Source organism: Streptomyces sp. NPDC005878, from assembly GCF_040629815.1.
In the GTDB taxonomy this organism is placed as follows: Bacteria; Actinomycetota; Actinomycetes; order Streptomycetales; family Streptomycetaceae; genus Streptomyces.
On the sequence record NZ_JBEXWK010000039.1, the window covers coordinates 59,134 to 79,513 of the forward strand.

Sequence of the window (20,380 nt, forward strand, 5' to 3'; positions counted from 1 at the left end):
GTGAACCGCACCCCCGCGCCCGACGCGCCCGACGGCCCCGGCCGTCCCACCGCCCCCCGCGGCCCCCTCGTGGCAGAGACGGTGCCGCGCCAGAAGGCGGGGATCCACGGTGAACGGCTGACGGCCGACGACCCGGCCCGGCCGGACCTCCACGGCGCCCGGGGGCACGAGCATCCGGACGGGGAGCCGCTGGACCACCCGGACCCCGGAGCCGCCGCCGAGGCCGCGGCCGTCGAGAACCTGCTCCGCTGCTGGGTGAGGGAGAACGACTTCGGCGCGCCCGGAGGACCCCTGCTGCGCATCCCGCTGCGCGCCAGCGGCACCGCCCTGCTGGTCCCTGTCCGGTACTGGTCCGCCACCGGCTGGCACCGCTTCGGCATGCCGGAGCTGGAGGGCGCGCCGCACGGGGCCCCGGCCGTCGACGCCGTCACCGTCGCCGCCCTGATCAACCGCGAGTCGGGCCGCGGCGAGGGCGCCGATCTGGTGGGCCGCGTCGCCGACTCGGTGCGGCGCACCGCGGAGTTCATCACCGAACGGCGCGGCGACCCGGGCCCCGCCGACGAGGCCGACCTCTTCCTCTCCGCCGAGCAGTCCCTCCTCCTCGGCCACCCCCTCCACCCCACCCCGAAGAGCCGCGAAGGCCTCTCCGAGGCGGAACTGCGCCGCTACTCGCCGGAGTTGTACGGCTCCTTCCCGCTCCACTGGATGGCCGTCGACCGTACCGTCCTCGCCGCCGACTCCGCGTGGACCGACGGCGGCAGGCCCGCTACCGCCGAGGAGCTCACCGCGCGCTTCGCCGCCGGTCTCGCCCTCCCGGCGAACGCCGTGGCGCTGCCCCTGCACCCCTGGCAGGCCCGCGAGGTCACCCACCGGCCGGCCGTCGCCGAACTGCTCGACGCCGGGCTCCTGCGCGACCTCGGCCCGTACGGCGAACCCTGGCATCCCACCTCCTCTGTACGGACGGTGCACCGCCCCGGCGCCGACGCCATGCTCAAGCTCTCCCTAGGGCTGCGCATCACCAACTCCCGCCGGGAGAACCTCCGCAAGGAGCTCCACCGGGGCGTGGAGGTCCACCGGCTGCTGCGCTCCGGCCTCGCCGAGCAGTGGCAGGCCGTCCACCCCGGGTTCGACATCGTCCGCGACCCGGCCTGGCTCGCCGTCGACACCCCGGACGGCCGGCCGGTGCCCGGCCTCGACGTGGTGATCCGGCACAACCCCTTCGGCCCCAGCGACGACGCCGTCTGCATCGCGGCCCTGACCTCGCCGCGCCCGCTGCCCGGCCGCCCCGGGACCGCGATGCGCTCACGGCTCGCGGACATCGTGGCCGGGCTCGCCGCCCGTACCGGCCGGCCGGCCCCGGCCGTGGCCGCCGAGTGGTTCCTGCGCTACCTCGACCAGGTCGTCCGCCCCGTGCTCTGGCTGGACGCCACGGCCGGGATCGCGCTGGAGGCCCACCAGCAGAACACCCTCGTCCTGCTCGACCCCGACGGCTGGCCCGTCGGCGGCCGCTACCGCGACAACCAGGGCTACTACTTCCGCGAGTCCTTCCGGGACGCCCTGGAACGCCGGCTGCCCGGGGTCGGCGCCACCAGCGACACCTTCGTCTCCGACGCCGTCACCGACGAGCGCTTCGCGTACTACCTCGGCATCAACAACGTCCTCGGCCTTGTCGGCGCCTTCGGTGCCCAGCGCCTCGCCGACGAGCGGGTGCTCCTCGCCGCCCTGCGGCAGTTCCTGACCCGGGCCACCGCGCTCGGCTCGCCGCTGCCCGCGCAGTTGCTGGACAGCCCGACCCTGCGCTGCAAGGCCAACCTCATGACCCGGCTGCACGGCCTCGACGAACTCGTCGGCCCCGTCGACACCCAGTCCGTGTACGTCACCATCGCCAATCCCCTCCACTCCACCGGAAGTTCATCCCCCCACACCGCCGACTGACGAGAGAGGAGCGTCGCCGTGCCTCCCACCGATGCGAGCACCGACGCCGGAGCCGGTCCCACCCCCCAGCCCGGCGACGGCGAGGACACGCTGGACATGCGACTGCCCTATGAACTCGTCGCCCTGTTCGGGGAGTCGCGGGCGGACGCGAGCGGCGCGGCGGAGGCGGAGAGCGACGGTGAGGGCGGCGGCGGGGGTGAGGGCGGCGCCCCCGAGGGGTGGGACGTGCGGGCCGAGGCCACCGAGGCCACCGAGGCCTCTGAGCCCGCCGAAGCCGTGACCGCCGAAGCGCTGGACGGTGACTTCCTGGACGACGGGGGATGGGCCTCCGAGGGCGGGGTGGGCGAGGGCGAGGCCGCGGAACCCCTCGTCGCGTCTCCCGCCATCGCGAACCCGGCCATCCCCGTCCCCGCCTCCCCGCGTCCCTTCACGTCACCCCTCGTCTCGCCCTTCGCCTCCCGCCCGCGCGGGGACGGCCTGCTCGACTGCCCGGGGGAGTGGGGACCGGTCACCACCCCCGTCGGCGTCTTCCACCTCGTCCCCGTCCGTGTCGAGCGGGACCTCCCTCTCCTGAGCGCCTGGATGAACGACCCGGCCGTGGCCGCCTTCTGGGAGCTGGCGGGGCCCGACTCCGTGACGGCGGCCCATCTGCGGCCCCAGCTCGACGGCGACGGGCGGAGCGTGCCGTGTCTCGGTCTGCTCGATGGCGTTCCGATGAGCTACTGGGAGATCTACCGCGCCGATCTCGACCCGCTCGCCCGGCACTATCCGGCGCGTCCGCACGACACCGGCGTCCACCTCCTCGTCGGTGGTGTCGCCGATCGCGGTCGGGGCGTCGGGACCGCCCTGCTGCGGGCCGTCGCCGATCTCGTCCTCGACAACCGGCCGCTCTGCCCCCGTGTGGTCGCCGAACCCGACCTGCGCAACACCCCGTCCGTCTCGGCGTTCCTGAGCGCCGGGTTCCGGTTCTCCGCGGAAGTCGACCTGCCCGACAAGCGGGCCGCCCTCATGGTCCGCGACCGCGTGCTCAGGAACCTGCTGTGAACCCGCCGCGAGCCGGCGCGCACCACCCGCTGTCCTCCATACCGTTCGAACCGCACCGGTTCCACCCCGAGGAGTCGCCTTGCCGAACCCGCTTGTCCCCGATGATTCCGACGAACGGGAGGACCTGCTCGTCCCGCCCGAGCTGAACCGCGACACCTGGGACCGCGCGGCCCGCCGCCTGCTCGCCAAGATGCTCGGGTCCTTCGCGTACGAAGGGATCATCGAGCCGGTCGCGCGCCGGGACGGCGGGGAGGGCCCCGGACCGGACGGACCCCGGGGGGCGGACGGCCCCCGGCGGGAACCCGGCAGCTACACCCAGCCCCTGGACGACGGCACCGCCCTCTCCTTCCGCGCCCGGCGCGGCGCGTACGACGACTGGCTCGTCGACGCCGACTCCGTCCACCACGACGGACAGCCCTTCACCGACCCGCTCGCCTTCCTCACGCGGGCCCGCCGCACGCTCGGACTCGACGGCGCCACCTTCGGCCACCTCGTCGGCGAGCTGACGGCCACCCTCGCCGCCGACACCCGCCTCGACCACACCGCCCTGTCCGCCGCCCGCCTCGCGGAGCTCGGGTACGCGGAGCTGGAGGGCCACCAGACCGGGCACCCCTGGCTCGTCCTGAACAAGGGCCGGGTCGGGTTCTCGGCGGCCGACGCCGCCCGCTGGGCCCCCGAGGCCCGCCAGGCCGCGCCGCTGCCCTGGATCGCGGTCCGCACCGACCTCGCCCGCTACCGCGGCGTCACCGCCCTCGCCACCCCCGACCGGCTCTACGCCCGGGAGCTCGACCCCGAGGTCCGCGAGGCCTTCGCCGCCGCGCTGCGCGCGCGGGGACTCGCGCCCGAGGAGTATCTGTACCTGCCCGTCCACCCCTGGCAGTGGGACGAGGTGGTCCTGCCGCTGTTCGCGCCGGCCGTCGCCGACGGCGCGATCGTCCCGCTGCCGGGCGACGCCGACCTGCGGCTCCCGCAGCAGTCCATCCGGACCTTCCTCAACACCTCGCGCCCCGAGCGGCACACCGTGAAGCTGCCGCTGTCCATCCTGAACACGCTCGTGTGGCGGGGCCTGCCGACCGAGCGCACGCTCGCCGCCCCCGCCGTCACGGCCTGGATGCAGGCCCTGTGCGACGCCGATCCGTTCCTGCGCGACGAGTGCGGGGTGATCCTGCTCGGAGAGGTGGCCTCCGTGGCGGTCGAGCACCCGCTGTACGACCACCTCGCCGAGGTCCCGTACCAGTACAAGGAGCTGCTCGGGGCGATCTGGCGCGAGCCGTTGCAGAGCCGTCTGGCGGGGGGCGAACGCGCGCGTACGCTCGCCTCGCTGCTCCACACCGACCCGCGCGGGCGCGCCTTCACCGCCGAGCTCGTCGCCCGCTCCGGCCTCGCCCCCCGGATCTGGCTGCGCCGGCTCTTCGGCGCGCTGCTGCCGCCGCTGCTGCGGTTCCTCTACCGCTACGGGACGGTCTTCTCGCCCCACGGCGAGAACGCCATCGTCGTCTTCGACCGGCACGACGTGCCCGTACGCCTGGCGATCAAGGACTTCGTGGACGACGTGAACGTCAGCGCGGACCCGCTGCCCGAGCACGACTCCATGCCCGACGACGTACGCGCCGTCCTGCTGACCGAGCCGCCGTCCTTCCTCACCCAGTTCATCCACTCCGGCCTCTTCATCGGGGTCTTCCGCTATCTCGCGCCGCTGTGCGAGGAGCAACTGGGCGTCGCGGAGGACGACTTCTGGGCGCTGGTGCGGGAGGAGATCCTGCGCCACCAGGCCCGGTTCCCCGACCTCAAGGAGCGGTACGAGATGTTCGACCTGCTCACACCCCGGATCGAGCGGCTCTGCCTCAACCGCAACCGGCTCCATCTGGACGGCTACCGGGACCGCCCCGAGCGCCCGCACGCGGCGGTCGCGGGCACCGTCCCGAACCCGCTCGCACCGCCGACGTGATCGGATTGTCAGTGGTGCCCCGTAGGGTGGTCGGGCTATGACGAAGCCATCTCTCCCCGAGCTCCTGCACGCCGCCGTCGCCGCCGTCGGCGGCCTGGAGCGCCCCGGCCAGGTCACCATGGCCACGGCCGTCGCCGACGCCATCGACAACGGCTCCCACCTGCTCGTCCAGGCGGGCACCGGCACCGGAAAGTCCCTGGGCTATCTGGTGCCGGCGCTGGCGCACGGCGAGCGCGTCGTGGTGGCCACGGCGACCCTGGCGCTCCAGCGGCAGCTCGTGGAGCGCGACCTTCCGCGTACGGTCGAGGCGCTGCACCCGCAGCTGCGCCGCCGTCCGGAGTTCGCCATGCTCAAGGGCCGCTCGAACTACCTCTGCCTCCACCGCCTCCACGAGGGCGTGCCGCAGGAGGAGGAGGACGGGCTCTTCGACCAATTCGAGGCGGCGGCGCCCACCAGCAAGCTCGGCCAGGACCTGCTGCGGATGCGGGACTGGGCGGACGAGACGGAGACCGGCGACCGCGACGACCTGACGCCGGGCGTCTCGGACCGCGCCTGGGGCCAGGTGTCCGTCTCCTCCCGGGAGTGCCTGGGCGCCTCGAAGTGCGCGTACGGGGCGGAGTGCTTCGCGGAGCTGGCCCGCGAGCGCGCCAAGCTGTCGGACGTGGTGGTCACCAACCACGCCCTGCTCGCGATCGACGCGATCGAGGGCGCGCCGGTGCTCCCGCAGCACGAGGTGCTGATCGTCGACGAGGCGCACGAGCTGGTCTCCCGCGTCACCGGCGTCGCCACCGGGGAGCTCACCCCGGGGCAGGTCAACCGGGCGGTGCGGCGGGCCGCCAAGCTCGTCAACGAGAAGGCCGCCGACCAGCTCCAGAGCGCCGCCGAGGGCTTCGAGCGGCTGATGGAGCTCGCGCTGCCGGGCCGCCTGGAGGAGATCCCGGAGGACCTGGGGTACGCGCTGATGGCGCTGCGCGACGCCGCTCGTACGGTGATCTCGGCGCTCGGTTCCACCCGCGACAAGTCCGTCCAGGACGAGGACGCGGTGCGCAAGCAGGCCCTCGCGGCGGTCGAGAGCGTCCACGCGGTGGCGGAGCGGATCGCCAACGGCTCCGAGTACGACGTCGTCTGGTACGAGCGGCACGAGCCCCGCGGCGGAGCCGCCTACCGGCACAGTGGCGCCTCCCTGCGGGTCGCCCCGCTCTCCGTCTCGGGGCTGCTGCGGGAGAAGCTCTTCGCGGACCGCTCGGTGGTGCTCACCTCGGCGACGCTCAAGCTCGGCGGCGACTTCAACGGGGTGGGCGCCTCGCTGGGCCTGGCGCCGGAGGGCACCGAGGGCGAGGACGTGCCGCAGTGGAAGGGCATCGACGTCGGCTCGCCCTTCGACTACCCCAAGCAGGGCATCCTCTATGTCGCCCGCCATCTGGCGACGCCGGGCCGGGAGGGCTCGCGCGGCGACATGATGGACGAGCTCGCGGAGCTGGTGGAGGCGGCCGGGGGCCGCACCCTGGGCCTCTTCTCGTCGATGCGGGCCGCCCAGGCCGCCGCCGAGGAGCTGCGCGGCCGGCTGGACAAGCCGATCCTGCTCCAGGGCGAGGACACCCTGGGCGAGCTGATCAAGACGTTCGCGGGCGACCCGGAGACGTGTCTGTTCGGGACGCTCTCGCTGTGGCAGGGCGTCGACGTGCCGGGGGCGAGCTGCCAGCTGGTGGTCATGGACCGGATCCCGTTCCCCCGGCCCGACGATCCGCTGATGAGCGCCCGCCAGAAGGCGGTGGAGGAGAACGGCGGCAATGGCTTCATGGCGGTCGCCGCGACCCATGCGGCGCTGCTGATGGCCCAGGGCGCGGGCCGGCTGGTCCGGGCTATGGGGGACCGGGGCGTCGTCGCCGTACTGGACCCCAGGCTGGCCAACGCGCGGTACGGCAGCTATCTGCGGGCCTCGCTGCCCGACTTCTGGTACACCACGGACCGCAACCAGGTGCGGCGCTCGCTGGCCGCGATCGACGCGGTGGCGAAGGGGGAGGGGAAGTAGTTCTCCGGCCGCGGGTCGGCTGCGGCTGGGCACGCGGTTCCCCGCTCCCCCGGGAAGCCGGGGTCGGGAAGCCGGGGCTCAACCATGCGTACCGGGGCTCGGCCGGGCAGAGCAGGGCCCCGGGACCGGCGCAGTGGGTCCCGGGGCCGGTCCTTGCCGGCGGGGTGGTCAGACCCGCCGCAGCACCGCCACCACCTTGCCGAGGATGGTCGCCTCGTCGCCGGGGATGGGCTGGTACGCCGAGTTGTGCGGGAGGAGCCAGATGTGGTTGTCCTCGCGCTTGAACCGCTTCACCGTGGCTTCGCCGTCCAGCATCGCGGCGACGATGTCGCCGTTCTCCGCGACGGGCTGGCGGCGGACGGTGACCCAGTCGCCGTCGCAGATCGCGGCCTCGATCATCGAGTCACCGACGACCTTGAGGACGAAGAGCTCGCCGTCGCCGACCAGCTGGCGGGGGAGGGGGAAGACGTCCTCCACCGACTCCTCGGCGAGGATGGGGCCGCCGGCGGCGATCCGGCCGACGAGCGGCACATAGGAGGCGGCGGGCTTGCCGGTGGTGTCGGTCTGCTGGCTGCTGGGCTGGTCCGAGCCGCGCACCTCGTACGCCCGGGGGCGGTGGGGATCGCGGCGGAGGAAGCCCTTGCGCTCCAGGGCCATGAGCTGGTGGGCGACCGACGACGTGCTGGAGAGACCCACCGCCTGACCGATCTCCCGCATCGACGGCGGGTATCCCCGGCGCTGGACGGAGTCGCGGATGACCTCGATGACCCGCCGCTGCCGGTCGGTGAGACCGGAGCTGTCCGCCCTGATGCCCGGAGGCCGCCCGGGCAGCGAGCGCGTGGACCGCGCGGGATCGCCGCCCTCCTGGTTCGTGACTGCGTCATTCATGGCATGCACCGGCTCAAGTCGGGTCTGGGAGCGGTCCTGGGCAGTGATGGTGGCACTGTCTGCGGTGGTGGTCACGTCGGCCCCTCTCGAAATGGTCTCCCTAGCTGGACAACGGTAGTAGCTTTCGAAAGGTTGCGCCAAACACACGTTCGAGTGAAAAATCGCAGAAAGCGTGACGCGACAATAAGGCCGGGTGTATGCGGGCGCTGCGACCGGGGCCCGATCCCTACCCGGGGCACCGGCATTTCGGGCGATTACGGTAACCTTCACCGCCGGGGCCGCATCCCCGGGCGTGCGCCGCACTCAGCCGCCCGCAGCCCACCGGACACCGCTGGACCGTGCGTACGTACGACCGCGCCGCGACGGCCGGTGCCGGGCACCCAGTCTGCCATCCGGTCGCCCGGAAAAGCCGCCGGGCGCGCCCGGCGAGGACGTTCCGTCGGGTGCGCGGCCGGTCCGCCCCGGGTGCTCGCCCCCAGGTCGTCCGTCGCCCTCCGGGCCCGCGCGGACACGGGCCGGAACCGGCCTCCCGGGCGTTGTTCCCTGCGCGACCGATCCGCGACACGCGGTAGTGGACGCTTGTCGGCAAAACCCCAGATCTAGTGGTTGGATTGCCCCCGCCGCCCAGAAGTTGTGGTCGCTGGTCCTCCGGTCCGCGCCCATCGCCTATGCTGGTGGCTGCTTCGCCGGGGCCTGAACAGGCCTGACGAGGCTATTCAGTCGTGCTGCGAAGGAGGGTTGGAATCCAATGCACTGCCCCTTCTGCAGGCACCCCGACAGCCGTGTCGTCGACAGTCGGACGACCGACGACGGCACGTCGATCCGCAGGCGCCGCCAGTGCCCCGACTGCTCCCGTCGCTTCACGACGGTGGAGACGGCCTCGCTGATGGTCGTCAAGCGGTCGGGCGTCACCGAACCCTTCTCGCGCACCAAGGTCATCTCTGGCGTCCGCAAGGCGTGCCAGGGGCGGCCGGTCACCGAGGACGCCCTCGCCAAGCTCGGCCAGCGGGTCGAGGAGGCGGTGCGCGCCACCGGCAGCGCCGAGCTGACCACCCACGACGTGGGTCTGGCCATACTCGGCCCCTTGCAGGAGCTCGACCTCGTCGCGTACCTGCGCTTCGCGTCCGTGTACCGGGCGTTCGACACCCTTGAGGACTTCGAGGCCGCCATCGCGGAACTCCGCGAACAACGGCCTCCCGCGGACGACGCGGACGCGCGCGTGGCAGGAGCGGCCCCCGCGGTCCCCGTGCCCGCCACCGCCGCCGACTGACCGGCGCACCCCGGTCGCCGGACGGCGGCAATCCAGGACCTGTCACGGGCGCTCTGCGCGGCGTCCGGGACACAAGACACACACCGTGCCACGGGAACATTCGGGCACTTCTGGGCGTTTTCGCCCGCGTATGGGAGGCGGCATGACAGAGACGACGAGCGGCCCGGCACGAGGATCCCGCACCAAGGGTTCCAAGACGGCCAAGGGTCTGCGTATCGAGCGCATCCACACCACCCCCGGCGTGCACCCGTACGACGAGGTGACCTGGGAGCGTCGTGACGTCGTCATGACCAACTGGCGCGACGGCTCGATCAACTTCGAGCAGCGTGGCGTCGAGTTCCCCGACTTCTGGTCGGTGAACGCGGTCAACATCGTCACCAGCAAGTACTTCCGCGGGGCCGTCGGCACCCCGCAGCGCGAGACCGGTCTCAAGCAGCTCATCGACCGGATCGTGAAGACGTACCGCAAGGCCGGCGAGGACTACGGCTACTTCACCTCGCCCGCGGACGCCGAGATCTTCGAGCACGAGCTGGCGTACGCCCTCCTGCACCAGATCTTCAGCTTCAACAGCCCCGTCTGGTTCAACGTGGGCACCCCGCAGCCCCAGCAGGTCTCCGCCTGCTTCATCCTGTCCGTCGACGACTCCATGGAGTCGATCCTCGACTGGTACAAGGAAGAGGGCATGATCTTCAAGGGCGGCTCCGGTGCCGGCCTGAACCTCTCCCGTATCCGCTCCTCCAAGGAGCTGCTGTCCTCCGGCGGCAACGCCTCGGGCCCGGTCTCCTTCATGCGCGGTGCCGACGCCTCCGCCGGCACCATCAAGTCGGGCGGCGCCACCCGCCGCGCGGCCAAGATGGTCATCCTCGACGTCGACCACCCCGACATCGAGAACTTCATCGAGACCAAGGTGAAGGAGGAGGAGAAGATCCGCGCGCTGCGCGACGCGGGCTTCGACATGGACCTGGGCGGCGACGACATCACGTCCGTCCAGTACCAGAACGCCAACAACTCCGTCCGCGTGAACGACGAGTTCATGAAGGCGGTCGAGACCGGCGGCAAGTTCGGGCTGCGCGCCCGGATGACCGGTGACGTCATCGAGGAGGTCGACGCCAAGTCGCTCTTCCGCAAGATGGCCGAGGCCGCCTGGGCCTGCGCCGACCCGGGCATCCAGTACGACGACACGATCAACCACTGGCACACCTGCCCGGAGTCCGGCCGCATCAACGGCTCGAACCCGTGCAGCGAGTACATGCACCTGGACAACACGTCCTGCAACCTCGCCTCGCTGAACCTCATGAAGTTCCTCAAGGACGACGGCCAGGGCCACCAGTCCTTCGAGGTCGAGCGGTTCGCGAAGGTCGTCGAGCTGGTCATCACCGCGATGGACATCTCGATCTGCTTCGCCGACTTCCCCACCCAGAAGATCGGCGAGAACACCCGCGCCTTCCGCCAGCTGGGCATCGGCTACGCCAACCTCGGCGCCCTGCTGATGGCCACCGGCCACGCGTACGACTCCGACGGCGGCCGCGCCCTCGCCGGCGCGATCACCTCGCTGATGACCGGCACCTCGTACAAGCGCTCCGCGGAGCTCGCCGCGGTCGTCGGCGCCTACGACGGCTACGCCCGCAACGCCGAGCCGCACCAGCGCGTCATGAAGCAGCACGCCGACGCCAACACCAAGGCCGTCCGCGTGGACGACCTGGACTCCCCGATCTGGGCCGCCGCAACGGAGGCCTGGCAGGACGTGGTCCGCCTCGGCGAGAAGAACGGCTTCCGCAACGCCCAGGCGTCGGTCATCGCCCCGACCGGCACCATCGGTCTCGCGATGTCCTGCGACACCACCGGCCTGGAGCCCGACCTCGCGCTGGTCAAGTTCAAGAAGCTGGTCGGCGGCGGCTCGATGCAGATCGTCAACGGCACGGTGCCGCAGGCGCTGCGCCGCCTCGGCTACCAGCCGGAGCAGATCGAGGCGATCGTCGCCCACATCGCCGAGCACGGCAACGTGATCGACGCCCCGGGCCTGAAGACCGAGCACTACGAGGTCTTCGACTGCGCCATGGGTGAGCGCTCCATCTCCGCGATGGGCCACGTCCGCATGATGGCGGCCATCCAGCCGTGGATCTCGGGCGCGCTCTCCAAGACGGTCAACCTGCCGGAGACGGCGACCGTCGAGGACGTCGAAGAGGTCTACTTCGAGGCGTGGAAGATGGGCGTCAAGGCGCTCGCGATCTACCGCGACAACTGCAAGGTCGGCCAGCCCCTCTCCGCCAAGAAGAAGGAGACGGAGAAGGCCGAGGTCACCGCGAAGACCGAGGAGACCATCCGCGCGGCGGTCGAGAAGGTCGTCGAGTACCGCCCGGTCCGCAAGCGCCTCCCGAAGGGCCGTCCGGGCATCACCACCTCCTTCACGGTCGGTGGCGCCGAGGGCTACATGACGGCGAACTCCTACCCCGACGACGGTCTGGGCGAGGTCTTCCTGAAGATGTCCAAGCAGGGCTCGACCCTCGCGGGCATGATGGACGCCTTCTCGATCGCCGTCTCCGTGGGCCTGCAGTACGGCGTTCCGCTGGAGACCTACGTCTCGAAGTTCACCAACATGCGGTTCGAGCCGGCCGGTATGACCGACGACCCGGACGTGCGGATGGCGCAGTCGATCGTCGACTACATCTTCCGCCGCCTGGCGCTGGACTTCCTGCCCTTCGAGACCCGCTCGGCCCTCGGCATCCACTCCGCCGAGGAGCGTCAGCGCCACCTGGAGACCGGTTCGTACGAGCCGACCCTGGAGGACGAGGACGTGGACGTCGAGGGCCTGGCCCAGTCCGCCCCCCGTCAGACGGAGACGCTGAAGGCCGTCGCCGCGCCGAAGCCGGCCGTCGTCGAGCCCCCGAAGGCCGTGCACAACTCGGCGGAGCTCGTCGAGATGCAGCTCGGCGTCAGCGCCGACGCGCCGCTCTGCTTCTCCTGCGGCACCAAGATGCAGCGGGCCGGCTCCTGCTACATCTGCGAGGGCTGCGGCTCGACCAGCGGTTGCAGCTGACCGCGGGCGCTCCTGGTGTGAGCGCTCCTGGGGCCGTATAGGCCCTGCCTGTGGGGACCGGCGAACCGCCGGTCCCCACAGGGGTGTCCGGGGGCGGAAACATCCCCCCAGGGCCCCGGCCGCGTACGGGGGAGTCAGACGGCCCGCGCGCCCATCGCGGCGGTGAACTCGTCCGGCTCCAGGTCGAAGCCGCGCACTCCCGGGTTCAGCCGCCAGGCGCCGCCCGGGGCCCGGACGAACTCCGCGACCGTCGCGGCCGTGCAGTGCGCCACGGTGGAGAAGTCGTCCCGCGCCAGCTGGGTGTAGCCCTCGCGGATGTGCACCTCGGGGTTGGCCACCTCGCCGAAGACCAGCCGGTCCGGGCGCTGCTGGATGACCACGCCGACCACGATCCGGCCGTGCGCCTCCGGCTGGCGGGCGAACTCCACCGTCAGCGCCTCGTCGTCCCCGAAGCCCTTTCCGGTGGTGCTGTCGCGGCTCATGTAGACCGTGCCGTCGGGGGAGCGGCTGTCGAAGTGCACCAGGTAGGCGGGGCTGCCGTAGGGATCGGACGCGAGGTAGACCGCGGCGATTAGATCGAGGTCGTGGGCCGGGGCGCCGGCCGGGCTCGGGTCCCACCGCAGTGCCACCTCGACCTTGCCGAGTCCCTTGCTGAATCCGCTCATCCCCAAACCCCTCCCCGGGGCGGCCTGTTGGCGACCGCTCTGTGACCATGCTGCCACGCGCGCGTGGCCCACCGGTCCGCCGGAGTGGGACCGGGGGCGGGTGCGTCGGCCGTACGATGGCGCCGTGCTGGTCAAGTGGATTCGCTGCACGGTGGTCGACCGTCCCGGCTTCGACCGGGGGCAGCGGAAGTGGGCGGGACTGCTGGGGGAGCCGGGATTCAGGGGCCAGGGCGGCGGGTGGAGCAGAGGGCGGCCCGATGTGGCGCACGTCTTCACGTTCTGGGAGAGCCGCGCCTTCTACGACTCCTTCATGGCGCGCGCCCACGACCGGCTCGCGGCCGCGCAGTCCGGCACGTACAGGAACCCGCGCGCCAAGCTGTTCGACCACCGCTTCGACGTGAAGACCGGCTTCGAGCCGCGCTTCACCGACGCCGACGTGGTGCGGGTGGCGCACTGCCGGGTGCACGCCGACCGCGTGGAGCACTTCGCCTCCGCCCAGGAGCGGATCTGGAACCCGGCGATGGCCGGGTCGCCGGGGATGCTGCGCGGGGTGTTCGGCGAGGCCCCCGGGCACGAGTTCCTGGTCCTGTCCATGTGGCGGTCGGCGGCCGAGCACGGCAAGTACCGGGCCGACCGGGTGGAGCGGCTCACGCTGCGGGCGGGCACGGCGGCCGATGTGTCGGGCCTGTCGGGGGCCGTGGTCGACCTGAACCCCAGCTGGACGGTGTGAGCGATACGCCGGATGGCGGCCGGACGGATGCTCGGACGCCGGACCGGCGATCTAGGGTTGACGCATGGCAAGACCGCGTCGCATCGTCCTCGTCCGGCACGGCGAGTCGGAGGGGAACGCCGATGACACCGTGTACGAACGCGAGCCCGACCACGCGCTGCGGCTCACCGAGGCCGGGCGGCGCCAGGCCCGCGCGACCGGGGAGCGGCTGCGGGAGACGTTCGGACGCGAGCGCGTCAGCGTCTACGTCTCGCCCTACCGGCGCACCCACGAGACGTTCCGGGAGTTCGGCCTCGACCCGGAGCTCGTGCGGATCAGGGAGGAGCCGAGGCTGCGCGAGCAGGACTGGGGGAACTGGCAGGACCGCGACGACGTCCGCCTGCAGAAGGCCTACCGGGACGCCTACGGCCACTTCTTCTACCGCTTCGCGCAGGGCGAGTCGGGGGCGGACGTGTACGACCGGGTGGGGTCGTTCCTGGAGAGCCTGCACCGCAGCTTCGAGGCGCCGGACCATCCGCCGAACGTCCTGCTCGTCACCCACGGCCTGACCATGCGGCTGTTCTGCATGCGCTGGTTCCACTGGACGGTGGCGGACTTCGAGTCGCTGTCCAACCCCGGCAACGCGGAGACCAGGACGCTGCTCCTGGGCCCGGACGGGCGGTACACGCTGGACCGGCAGTTCGAGCGGTGGCGCGTCCCCGAGCCGTACGGCATCACCGGATAGAGTGGGTGTGCGATGACCGCTGACTCCACACTCGACTCACGCTTCGAACGCGCGCTGGCCAGCCTGCGCGGGCTGGCGGTGGGAGACGCCCTGGGTTCCCAGTTCTTCGTCCCCGCGCACTACCCGCTGCTCAAACGGCGCGAGCTGCCCGCAGGTCCCTGGCAGTGGACCGACGACACCGAGATGGCCTGCTCGGTCCTGGCCGTCCTGGCCACCCACGGCCGTATCGACCAGGACCGCCTCGCCCGCTCCTTCGCCGAGCACCACGACTTCGACCGGGGGTACGGCCCGGCCGTCAACCGGATGCTGCGGCTGATCCGGGAGGGCGGGGACTGGCGGGAGCTGGCCGCCGCGCTCTTCAACGGCCAGGGCTCGTGGGGCAACGGCTCCGCGATGCGGATCGCCCCGCTGGGCGCCTGGTACGCGGACGACCCCGAGCAGGCGACCCACCAGGCCGAGATCTCCTCGTACACCACCCACCAGCACCGCGAGGCCGTGGTGGGCTCGATGGCGGTCGCGGCCGCCGCCGCGCTGGCCGCCGATCCGGCGGGCCCGCCGACCCCGGCGGCGCTGCTGGACGGTGTCGTCGCGCTGGTGCCGCGCAGCGCGGTCGGCGCGGGGCTGCGGCGGGCGCGGGACATGCTGGACTACGGCGACCCGGCCACGGTCGCCGCGGTGCTCGGGTGCGGGCGGCGGACCAGCGCGCACGACACGGTGCCGTTCGCGCTGTGGTCGGCGGCGCGGGGACTCGGCGACTACGAGACGGCGTTCTGGACGACCGCGCAGGTGGGCGGAGACGTCGACACCACCTGCGCGATCGTCGGCGGGGTGATCGCGGCGGCGGCGGGCGGGGCTCCCCCGGCCGAGTGGCTGGCGCGGACCGAGGAACTGCCGGAGTGGGTCCCGGCGACCGCCTCGGCCTGAGCCGGGCCGTCGCCGGGGGCAGGGGCCGGGGCAAGGAACGGCCGGCCCCGTCAGCCCGCCGGCACGCCCGCCTTGCCGCTCAGCGCCTCCAGATCGCTCCTGCGGACCTGGATGACGAAGAGCGCGACCAGCGCGGCGAGCGCCACCAGCGCCACGGCCGCGATGAAGGCCGTGCCGATGCCGTGGGCGAGGACCTCGTCGCTCCAGGGCGCGGGCAGCTGGTGGGTCCTGGCGAAGGCGGCCTTCTGTTCCGGTGAGCCGTGCGCGAGGAAGTCCTTGAGCTGGGTTTTGCCCTCGTTCCGGCTGGCGGTGCCGAAGACCGTGGTCAGGATGGACAGGCCCAGCGCGCCGCCGACCTGCTGGGTCGTGTTGAGCAGGCCGGACGCGGCTCCCGACTCGCTGTCGGCGATGCCGGAGACCGCGGTGAGGGTGAGGGTGACGAAGTTGAGGCCCATGCCGAAGCCGAAGAGCAGCAGCGGGCCGATGATGCCGCCCGTGTAGGTGCTGTCCGGGTCGATGAGGGTCAGCCAGGCCATGGCGCCCGCGGTGATCAGCGAACCGGTGACCACGATCGGCTTGGGGCCGACGCGCGGCAGCAGGTTCGTGGCGAGCCCGGCCGCGAGCACGATGGCCAGGGTGGAGGGGAAGAACGCGACACCGGCCTTGACCGGGCTGTAGTGCAGCACGTTCTGCACGAAGAGCACGATGAAGAAGAACATCCCGAACATGGCCGCGGCGAGGCTCAGCATGATCACGTACGTACCGGAGCGGTTGCGGTCGGCGAACATCCGCAGCGGGGTGATCGGCTGCGGGGAGCGCCGCTCCACCGCGACGAAGGCCAGCAGCAGGACGACGGCGGCGCCGAAGGACGCCAGGGTGAGGCCGTCGCGCCAGCCTTCGCCCGCGGCGCGGATGAACCCGTAGACCAGCGCGGCCATGCCACCGGTCGAGGTGAACGCGCCGGCCAGGTCGAAGGTGCCGGGGTGGCGCTCCGACTCCCGGATGCAGCGGGGGGCCAGCGCGGCGATGACCAGGCCGATGGGGACGTTGACGAAGAGCACCCAGCGCCAGTTGAGCCAGTCCGTGAGCATGCCGCCCGCGATCAGGCCGATGGCGCCGCCGCCCGCCGAGACGGCCGAGAAGACGCCGAACGCGCGGTTGCGCTCGGGGCCTTCGGGGAACGTCGTCGCGATCAGGGCGAGCGAGGTGGGGGAGGCGATCGCGCCGCCGATGCCCTGGAGGGCGCGGGCGGCGAGCAGCTGCCACGGTTCCTGGGCGAAGCCGCCGAGCAGCGAGGCGAGGGTGAAGACGAGGATGCCGGTGATGAACATCCGGCGCCGCCCGAGCAGGTCGCCGGCCCGGCCCCCGAGCAGCAGCAGTCCGCCGAAGGTCAGCGCGTAGGCGTTGATGACCCAGGTCAGGTCGCTGGTGGAGAAGCCGAGGGAGGTCTGGATGTGGGGGAGGGCGATGTTCACGATCGTCGCGTCCAGGACGACCATCAGCTGGCACATCGCGATGACCGCGAGGGCGACGCCGCGGCGGTCGGGGCGCGGGGGCTGCGTGTGGGCGTCGGTGCCGGGCTTCGCGTCTATCTGATCAGACGTCATAAAGGGTCCCCTCAAGACGTACTAGGAAACGCCACCGTTCACTAGGGAGAGCGTAGCGAGCGCCGAAGAGTGAACACAAGCGTTCTCTATGGAAGTTGGAGCTGGTGGGCGGGTCGGCCGGGAGCCCTCGTGCGGGGGGCCCGGCCTGGGCCGCTCCTGGTCAAACCGCCGACGGGCGACCACCATAGGGAGGCGGACCCCGTCCCCAACGGAGAGAAGACGATGGCTACTTCGCGCCCGGCCACCGCCGACGAGGCCCCGCCGCGGCCCCGGGTCTCCCCTCGCCGCCGGGGCCCCGTGCTGGAGCGGGCGATCCTCGACGCGGCCCTGGAGCAGCTGAGCACGGTCGGCTGGAACGCCCTGACCATGGAGGGGGTGGCCGCCGGGGCGCAGACCGGGAAGGCCGCGGTGTACCGGCGCTGGTCCTCCAAGGAGGAGCTGGTGGCCGACGCGCTGCGGTCCGGGCTCCCCGATCTGGACCGCGCCGACGACCACGGCTCGGTGCGCGAGGACCTCTACCGGCTCTGCCTCCGGCTGCGGGAGGCGATGTACTCGCGGTCCGGTTTCGCGTTGCGCTCGGTGCTTTACGAATGCGACGCCGCCAGCGCCGACCGGTTCCACGGGCTGGTCCTGCGGCGCCTGGTCGAGCCCGCCCAGCGGCTCTTCCGGGAGGCCGTCCAGCGGGGGATCGAGCGGGGCGACGTCCGGCCGGACGCCCGCCCCGACGTGATCTTCGACATCATCCCCGGGCTGATGATGTTCCGCGCGAAGGTACGCGGAAGCGAATGGCCCGACGAGGCGGTCGCGGAGATGATCGATCATGTGCTGGTGCCGCTGCTGCGGGTTCGGACGGTCTGACGGGGGCGTCGGGCCTACGGGTCCGGGAGTGCCGGCTGTGCGGGCCCGGGGTGCGGAACGTGCGGGTCCGGGGCGTCGGGCTTGCGGGTCCGGGGGTGCCGATCGCGCGGGTCCGGGGTGCGGATCGTGGGGTGCCGGGAGGCCGGGGTGTTCTCGGCGGCCCGGGCGGCGTAACCTTGCTGGCGCCATGCCGTACGAACCACCCACCCACACCGTCGAGCGCTCGCTTCGCGCCACCACCGGATGCAAGATCATCGCCGGTGTCGACGAGGTCGGCCGCGGGGCGTGGGCCGGTCCCGTCACGGTGTGCGCCGCGATCACGGGGCTGCGCCGGCCGCCCGAGGGTCTGACCGACTCCAAGCTCATCAGCCCCAAGCGCCGGCGCGAACTGGCGGGGGAGCTGGAGACCTGGGTGACCTCGTACGCGCTGGGGCACTCCTCGCCGCAGGAGATCGACGAGCTCGGGATGACCGCCGCGCTCCGTCTCGCCGCCGTCCGCGCCCTGGACGCGCTTCCGGTACGCCCGGAGGCGGTGATCCTCGACGGCAAGCACGACTACCTCGGCGCGCCGTGGCAGGTCCGTACCGTCATCAAGGGGGACCAGTCCTGCGTCGCGGTCGCGGCGGCTTCGGTGATCGCCAAGGTGCGCCGGGACGCGATGATGGCCGAACTCGGGGGAGCGGCGGGGGAGTACGAGGTGTTCGGCTTCGCCGACAACGCCGGCTACCCCTCGCCCACGCACAAGACGGCGCTGGAGGAGCGGGGGCCGACCCCGCACCACCGGATGTCCTGGGCGTACCTCGACGCCCTGCCGCGCTGGCGGCACCTGAAGAAGGTCAGGATCCCGGCGGCGGCAGCCGCCCTGGAAAGCGGGGGCCAGCTCGGCTTCGACTTCTGAAATCCCTGGACTTTCCCCGCCCTTTACGGGGAGACTCCGCCCCGATCGCACTTTTGTGCCCACCCGGTGGTGCCCCATTCACCGGCGTTTGATAGACCTTTACCCATGCCTCTCATCCCCGAGGAGCCTCAGATTCACGAGAGCGCCCAGGGTCCCCGCGTCACTCCGGCCGCCGGCCGCACCGCGCCGACCCCCCGTCCCGTTCCTGGTCCGCGTACCGCGGCCGCACCGCGTCCCGGTCGTCCGGGGCCCGGCCCCGCCCGGCCCACGCCCCCCGCGCAGCGCACGCACTCCGGCGCCGCCGCGGCCGCTCCGGCTGCCGCTCCCGCTCCGGCTGCCGTTGCCGCCCAGCCCCAGGCGCCCCTCGGCGGGGCCGCCGACGGGCCGCAGATCCAGCTCATCCCCGCCCCGGCCGACGGCGCGCTCGACGCGGCGGGCGAGGCGGTGGACCTGCTGCTCGACACCGGCCGCGCGCCGGGCGACATCCTGGTCCTCACCACCGGTGACCCGCACCCGTGGGCGGCGCACGAGCTGTCCTTCGGCGAGGAGTCGTACTGGGCGCAGCACGACGCCCGCGACGACGTGTTCTACGCGTCGGCCGCGTCCGTCGAGCGTGCGGCCGGCCGTCCCGTCGTGATCGTCGCCGTCAACGGCGGGGACGATGCGGCTGTGGCCGCGCTGTCGGTCGCGCGTCAGCGGGCCGGGGCGCTGCTGATCGTCTGCGGGGACCCGCAGCGGGTCAACTCCGTGCTGGGCGCGGGGGTCTGAGGGGGGACCCTCCGGGGGCTGCTCTTCTTTGTGTGCGGGTGGTGGTGGGTTGCTCGCGCAGTTCCCCGCGCCCCTTCGGGGGTTGCCTGCGGTTGTTCGTGTGCGGGTCGTGGTGGGCTGGTCGCGCCGTTCCCCGCACCCCTTTGGGGGGTGCCCGCCGTTCCCGTGTGCGGGTGGTGGTGGGTTGCTCGCGCCGTTCCCCGCGCCCCTGTGTCCCGCGCCCCTGTGGGGTGGGCGCTAGCGCGCCGCCACTCTGCGGAGGGTTTCCGCCGGGCCGCTGCGGAGCGGTGGGGGTGCGGGGTCCGTGTCCGCCAGGGTGCCGGGGCGGGTCGTGGAGTTGGGGTGGCGGCCGCCGCGGCCCTCGCCCAGGACCTGCCAGCCGCCGCGCGTCAGCGTGATGTACGCGCCGCAGCGCAGCCCGTGCAGGGTGCAGGCGTCCCGCAGACCCCACATCCAGGCGCCGTCCTCCTCCGTCCAACGCTCGTCGCCGTCACGGCAGTAGAGCAGCACCGCCGTGCGCACCGGGGTCCGCCGGCGCAGGTCGTGCGGGATCACCCGGCGCAGGTGCGCGAGGAGCGCGTTGCGGAACTCCCAGCCGTCCGCGGGGCCGGGGCGCCGGACGAACGAGGCGCTCGCCGCCAGCCGTTCCTCGTGGTCCAGGACCGCGATCACGGCCGTCGAGGGGCCCGGGTGGTGCCGGGTGTGCAGCCCGACGACCACCTCGCGGGGGTTGCGCAGCAGCGGGATCCCCGCCGCGGCCCACTCGGCGGGCTCCAGCATCCTGGCGAGGCGGTTCCCGGGCGCCGCCGACGTGAGGGACGACGCGCCCGCCGAGGCTGTGGACGGAGCGAATCCGAAGGTCACGGTCCTCCCTTCCGGATACGCGCCCACAGTGCGGGCAGGGTCGGGTGAGGGCGCAGCACGGCACGGCCCGAGCCGCCGGGTCCGCCGTTGAGGCGCGGCTCCAATTCTCGCTGGCTCACGGGCACGCGGCAACGAGCAAATGGACCAGCTGACTGGAATCGGAGGGTATGACGCTCATATCCCTGCCC

General features: G+C 72.6%; 16 protein-coding genes. 12 read left to right on the top strand and 4 right to left on the bottom strand.

Going from position 1 to position 20,380, the window contains the following annotated elements; all coding sequences use genetic code 11:
- From ABZ404_RS35690 to ABZ404_RS35705, 4 genes are all read left to right on the top strand, one after another.
- Positions 1 to 1,935: an IucA/IucC family protein gene (locus tag ABZ404_RS35690; RefSeq protein WP_358833852.1), complete on the top strand. Its 1,935-nt coding sequence runs from the start codon at positions 1 to 3 to the stop codon at positions 1,933 to 1,935.
- Positions 1,936 to 1,953: 18 nt separating this feature from the next.
- Entirely contained in the window at positions 1,954 to 2,979 is a 1,026-nt protein-coding gene (locus tag ABZ404_RS35695) for a GNAT family N-acetyltransferase (protein WP_358833853.1), read from the top strand.
- A gap of 79 nt (positions 2,980 to 3,058) precedes the next feature.
- Positions 3,059 to 4,927, top strand: coding sequence for an IucA/IucC family siderophore biosynthesis protein (locus tag ABZ404_RS35700; RefSeq protein ID WP_358833854.1), 1,869 nt, complete (start codon positions 3,059 to 3,061; stop codon positions 4,925 to 4,927).
- Between the two features lie 37 nt (positions 4,928 to 4,964).
- Positions 4,965 to 6,959 (top strand): ATP-dependent DNA helicase, encoded by a 1,995-nt coding sequence (locus ABZ404_RS35705; RefSeq protein ID WP_358833855.1) that lies wholly within the window; start codon positions 4,965 to 4,967, stop codon positions 6,957 to 6,959.
- A 168-nt stretch (positions 6,960 to 7,127) separates the two neighbouring features.
- On the opposite strand, the gene lexA is transcribed toward ABZ404_RS35705, so the two are convergent.
- Positions 7,128 to 7,922 (bottom strand): transcriptional repressor LexA, encoded by a 795-nt coding sequence (gene lexA, locus ABZ404_RS35710; RefSeq protein ID WP_358833856.1) that lies wholly within the window; start codon positions 7,920 to 7,922, stop codon positions 7,128 to 7,130.
- A 673-nt stretch (positions 7,923 to 8,595) separates the two neighbouring features.
- Between lexA and nrdR the strand changes: the two genes are divergently transcribed.
- A complete protein-coding gene (gene nrdR, locus ABZ404_RS35715; RefSeq protein ID WP_358833857.1) occupies positions 8,596 to 9,117 on the top strand; it encodes a transcriptional regulator NrdR in 522 nt (173 codons plus the stop codon).
- Positions 9,118 to 9,259: 142 nt separating this feature from the next.
- Positions 9,260 to 12,154: a vitamin B12-dependent ribonucleotide reductase gene (locus ABZ404_RS35720; protein ID WP_358833858.1), complete on the top strand. Its 2,895-nt coding sequence runs from the start codon at positions 9,260 to 9,262 to the stop codon at positions 12,152 to 12,154.
- A 134-nt stretch (positions 12,155 to 12,288) separates the two neighbouring features.
- Here the strand turns inward: ABZ404_RS35720 and ABZ404_RS35725 are convergent, their stop codons facing one another.
- Complete coding sequence (locus ABZ404_RS35725) at positions 12,289 to 12,819, bottom strand: TerD family protein (protein WP_358837749.1); 531 nt, start codon at positions 12,817 to 12,819, stop codon at positions 12,289 to 12,291.
- Between the two features lie 124 nt (positions 12,820 to 12,943).
- Here ABZ404_RS35725 and ABZ404_RS35730 point away from each other — a divergent pair, with 124 nt between their 5' ends.
- The 3 genes from ABZ404_RS35730 to ABZ404_RS35740 all read left to right on the top strand — a co-directional run bounded on the left by ABZ404_RS35730 (position 12,944) and on the right by ABZ404_RS35740 (position 15,197).
- A complete protein-coding gene (locus ABZ404_RS35730; RefSeq protein WP_358837748.1) occupies positions 12,944 to 13,549 on the top strand; it encodes a YdbC family protein in 606 nt (201 codons plus the stop codon).
- Positions 13,550 to 13,613: 64 nt separating this feature from the next.
- Positions 13,614 to 14,273 (top strand): histidine phosphatase family protein, encoded by a 660-nt coding sequence (locus tag ABZ404_RS35735; protein ID WP_358837747.1) that lies wholly within the window; start codon positions 13,614 to 13,616, stop codon positions 14,271 to 14,273.
- Positions 14,274 to 14,285: 12 nt separating this feature from the next.
- Complete coding sequence (locus ABZ404_RS35740; RefSeq protein WP_358991327.1) at positions 14,286 to 15,197, top strand: ADP-ribosylglycohydrolase family protein; 912 nt, start codon at positions 14,286 to 14,288, stop codon at positions 15,195 to 15,197.
- 50 nt (positions 15,198 to 15,247) lie between these two features.
- Here ABZ404_RS35740 and ABZ404_RS35745 read toward each other — a convergent pair whose 3' ends face one another.
- On the bottom strand, positions 15,248 to 16,804 hold the full coding sequence (locus ABZ404_RS35745) for an MFS transporter (protein WP_358836593.1): 1,557 nt from the start codon (positions 16,802 to 16,804) through the stop codon (positions 15,248 to 15,250).
- 222 nt (positions 16,805 to 17,026) lie between these two features.
- Between ABZ404_RS35745 and ABZ404_RS35750 the strand changes: the two genes are divergently transcribed.
- The 3 genes from ABZ404_RS35750 to ABZ404_RS35760 all read left to right on the top strand — a co-directional run bounded on the left by ABZ404_RS35750 (position 17,027) and on the right by ABZ404_RS35760 (position 19,328).
- Complete coding sequence (locus ABZ404_RS35750) at positions 17,027 to 17,662, top strand: TetR/AcrR family transcriptional regulator (protein WP_358836594.1); 636 nt, start codon at positions 17,027 to 17,029, stop codon at positions 17,660 to 17,662.
- 187 nt (positions 17,663 to 17,849) lie between these two features.
- A complete protein-coding gene (locus tag ABZ404_RS35755) occupies positions 17,850 to 18,560 on the top strand; it encodes a ribonuclease HII (protein WP_358836595.1) in 711 nt (236 codons plus the stop codon).
- A 105-nt stretch (positions 18,561 to 18,665) separates the two neighbouring features.
- Entirely contained in the window at positions 18,666 to 19,328 is a 663-nt protein-coding gene (locus tag ABZ404_RS35760; protein ID WP_358836596.1) for a hypothetical protein, read from the top strand.
- A 237-nt stretch (positions 19,329 to 19,565) separates the two neighbouring features.
- On the opposite strand, the gene ABZ404_RS35765 is transcribed toward ABZ404_RS35760, so the two are convergent.
- Positions 19,566 to 20,192 carry a hypothetical protein gene (locus ABZ404_RS35765; protein WP_358836597.1) on the bottom strand — a complete coding sequence of 209 codons (627 nt, stop codon included), beginning with the start codon at positions 20,190 to 20,192 and terminating at the stop codon, positions 19,566 to 19,568.
- Positions 20,193 to 20,380: the final 188 nt, after the last annotated feature.

What these genes read in the sequence shown, in the direction of transcription:
- ABZ404_RS35705 (WP_358833855.1), top strand. Translation starts at nt 4,965, where the DNA reads ATGACGAAGCCATCTCTCCCCGAGCTCCTGCACGCCGCCGTCGCCGCC.
- nrdR (WP_358833857.1), top strand. Translation starts at nt 8,596, where the DNA reads ATGCACTGCCCCTTCTGCAGGCACCCCGACAGCCGTGTCGTCGACAGT.
- ABZ404_RS35720 (WP_358833858.1), top strand. Translation starts at nt 9,260, where the DNA reads ATGACAGAGACGACGAGCGGCCCGGCACGAGGATCCCGCACCAAGGGT.
- ABZ404_RS35725 (WP_358837749.1), bottom strand. Translation starts at nt 12,819, where the DNA reads ATGAGCGGATTCAGCAAGGGACTCGGCAAGGTCGAGGTGGCACTGCGG.
- ABZ404_RS35735 (WP_358837747.1), top strand. Translation starts at nt 13,614, where the DNA reads ATGGCAAGACCGCGTCGCATCGTCCTCGTCCGGCACGGCGAGTCGGAG.
- ABZ404_RS35740 (WP_358991327.1), top strand. Translation starts at nt 14,286, where the DNA reads ATGACCGCTGACTCCACACTCGACTCACGCTTCGAACGCGCGCTGGCC.
- ABZ404_RS35745 (WP_358836593.1), bottom strand. Translation starts at nt 16,804, where the DNA reads ATGACGTCTGATCAGATAGACGCGAAGCCCGGCACCGACGCCCACACG.
- ABZ404_RS35750 (WP_358836594.1), top strand. Translation starts at nt 17,027, where the DNA reads ATGGCTACTTCGCGCCCGGCCACCGCCGACGAGGCCCCGCCGCGGCCC.
- ABZ404_RS35755 (WP_358836595.1), top strand. Translation starts at nt 17,850, where the DNA reads ATGCCGTACGAACCACCCACCCACACCGTCGAGCGCTCGCTTCGCGCC.
- ABZ404_RS35760 (WP_358836596.1), top strand. Translation starts at nt 18,666, where the DNA reads ATGCCTCTCATCCCCGAGGAGCCTCAGATTCACGAGAGCGCCCAGGGT.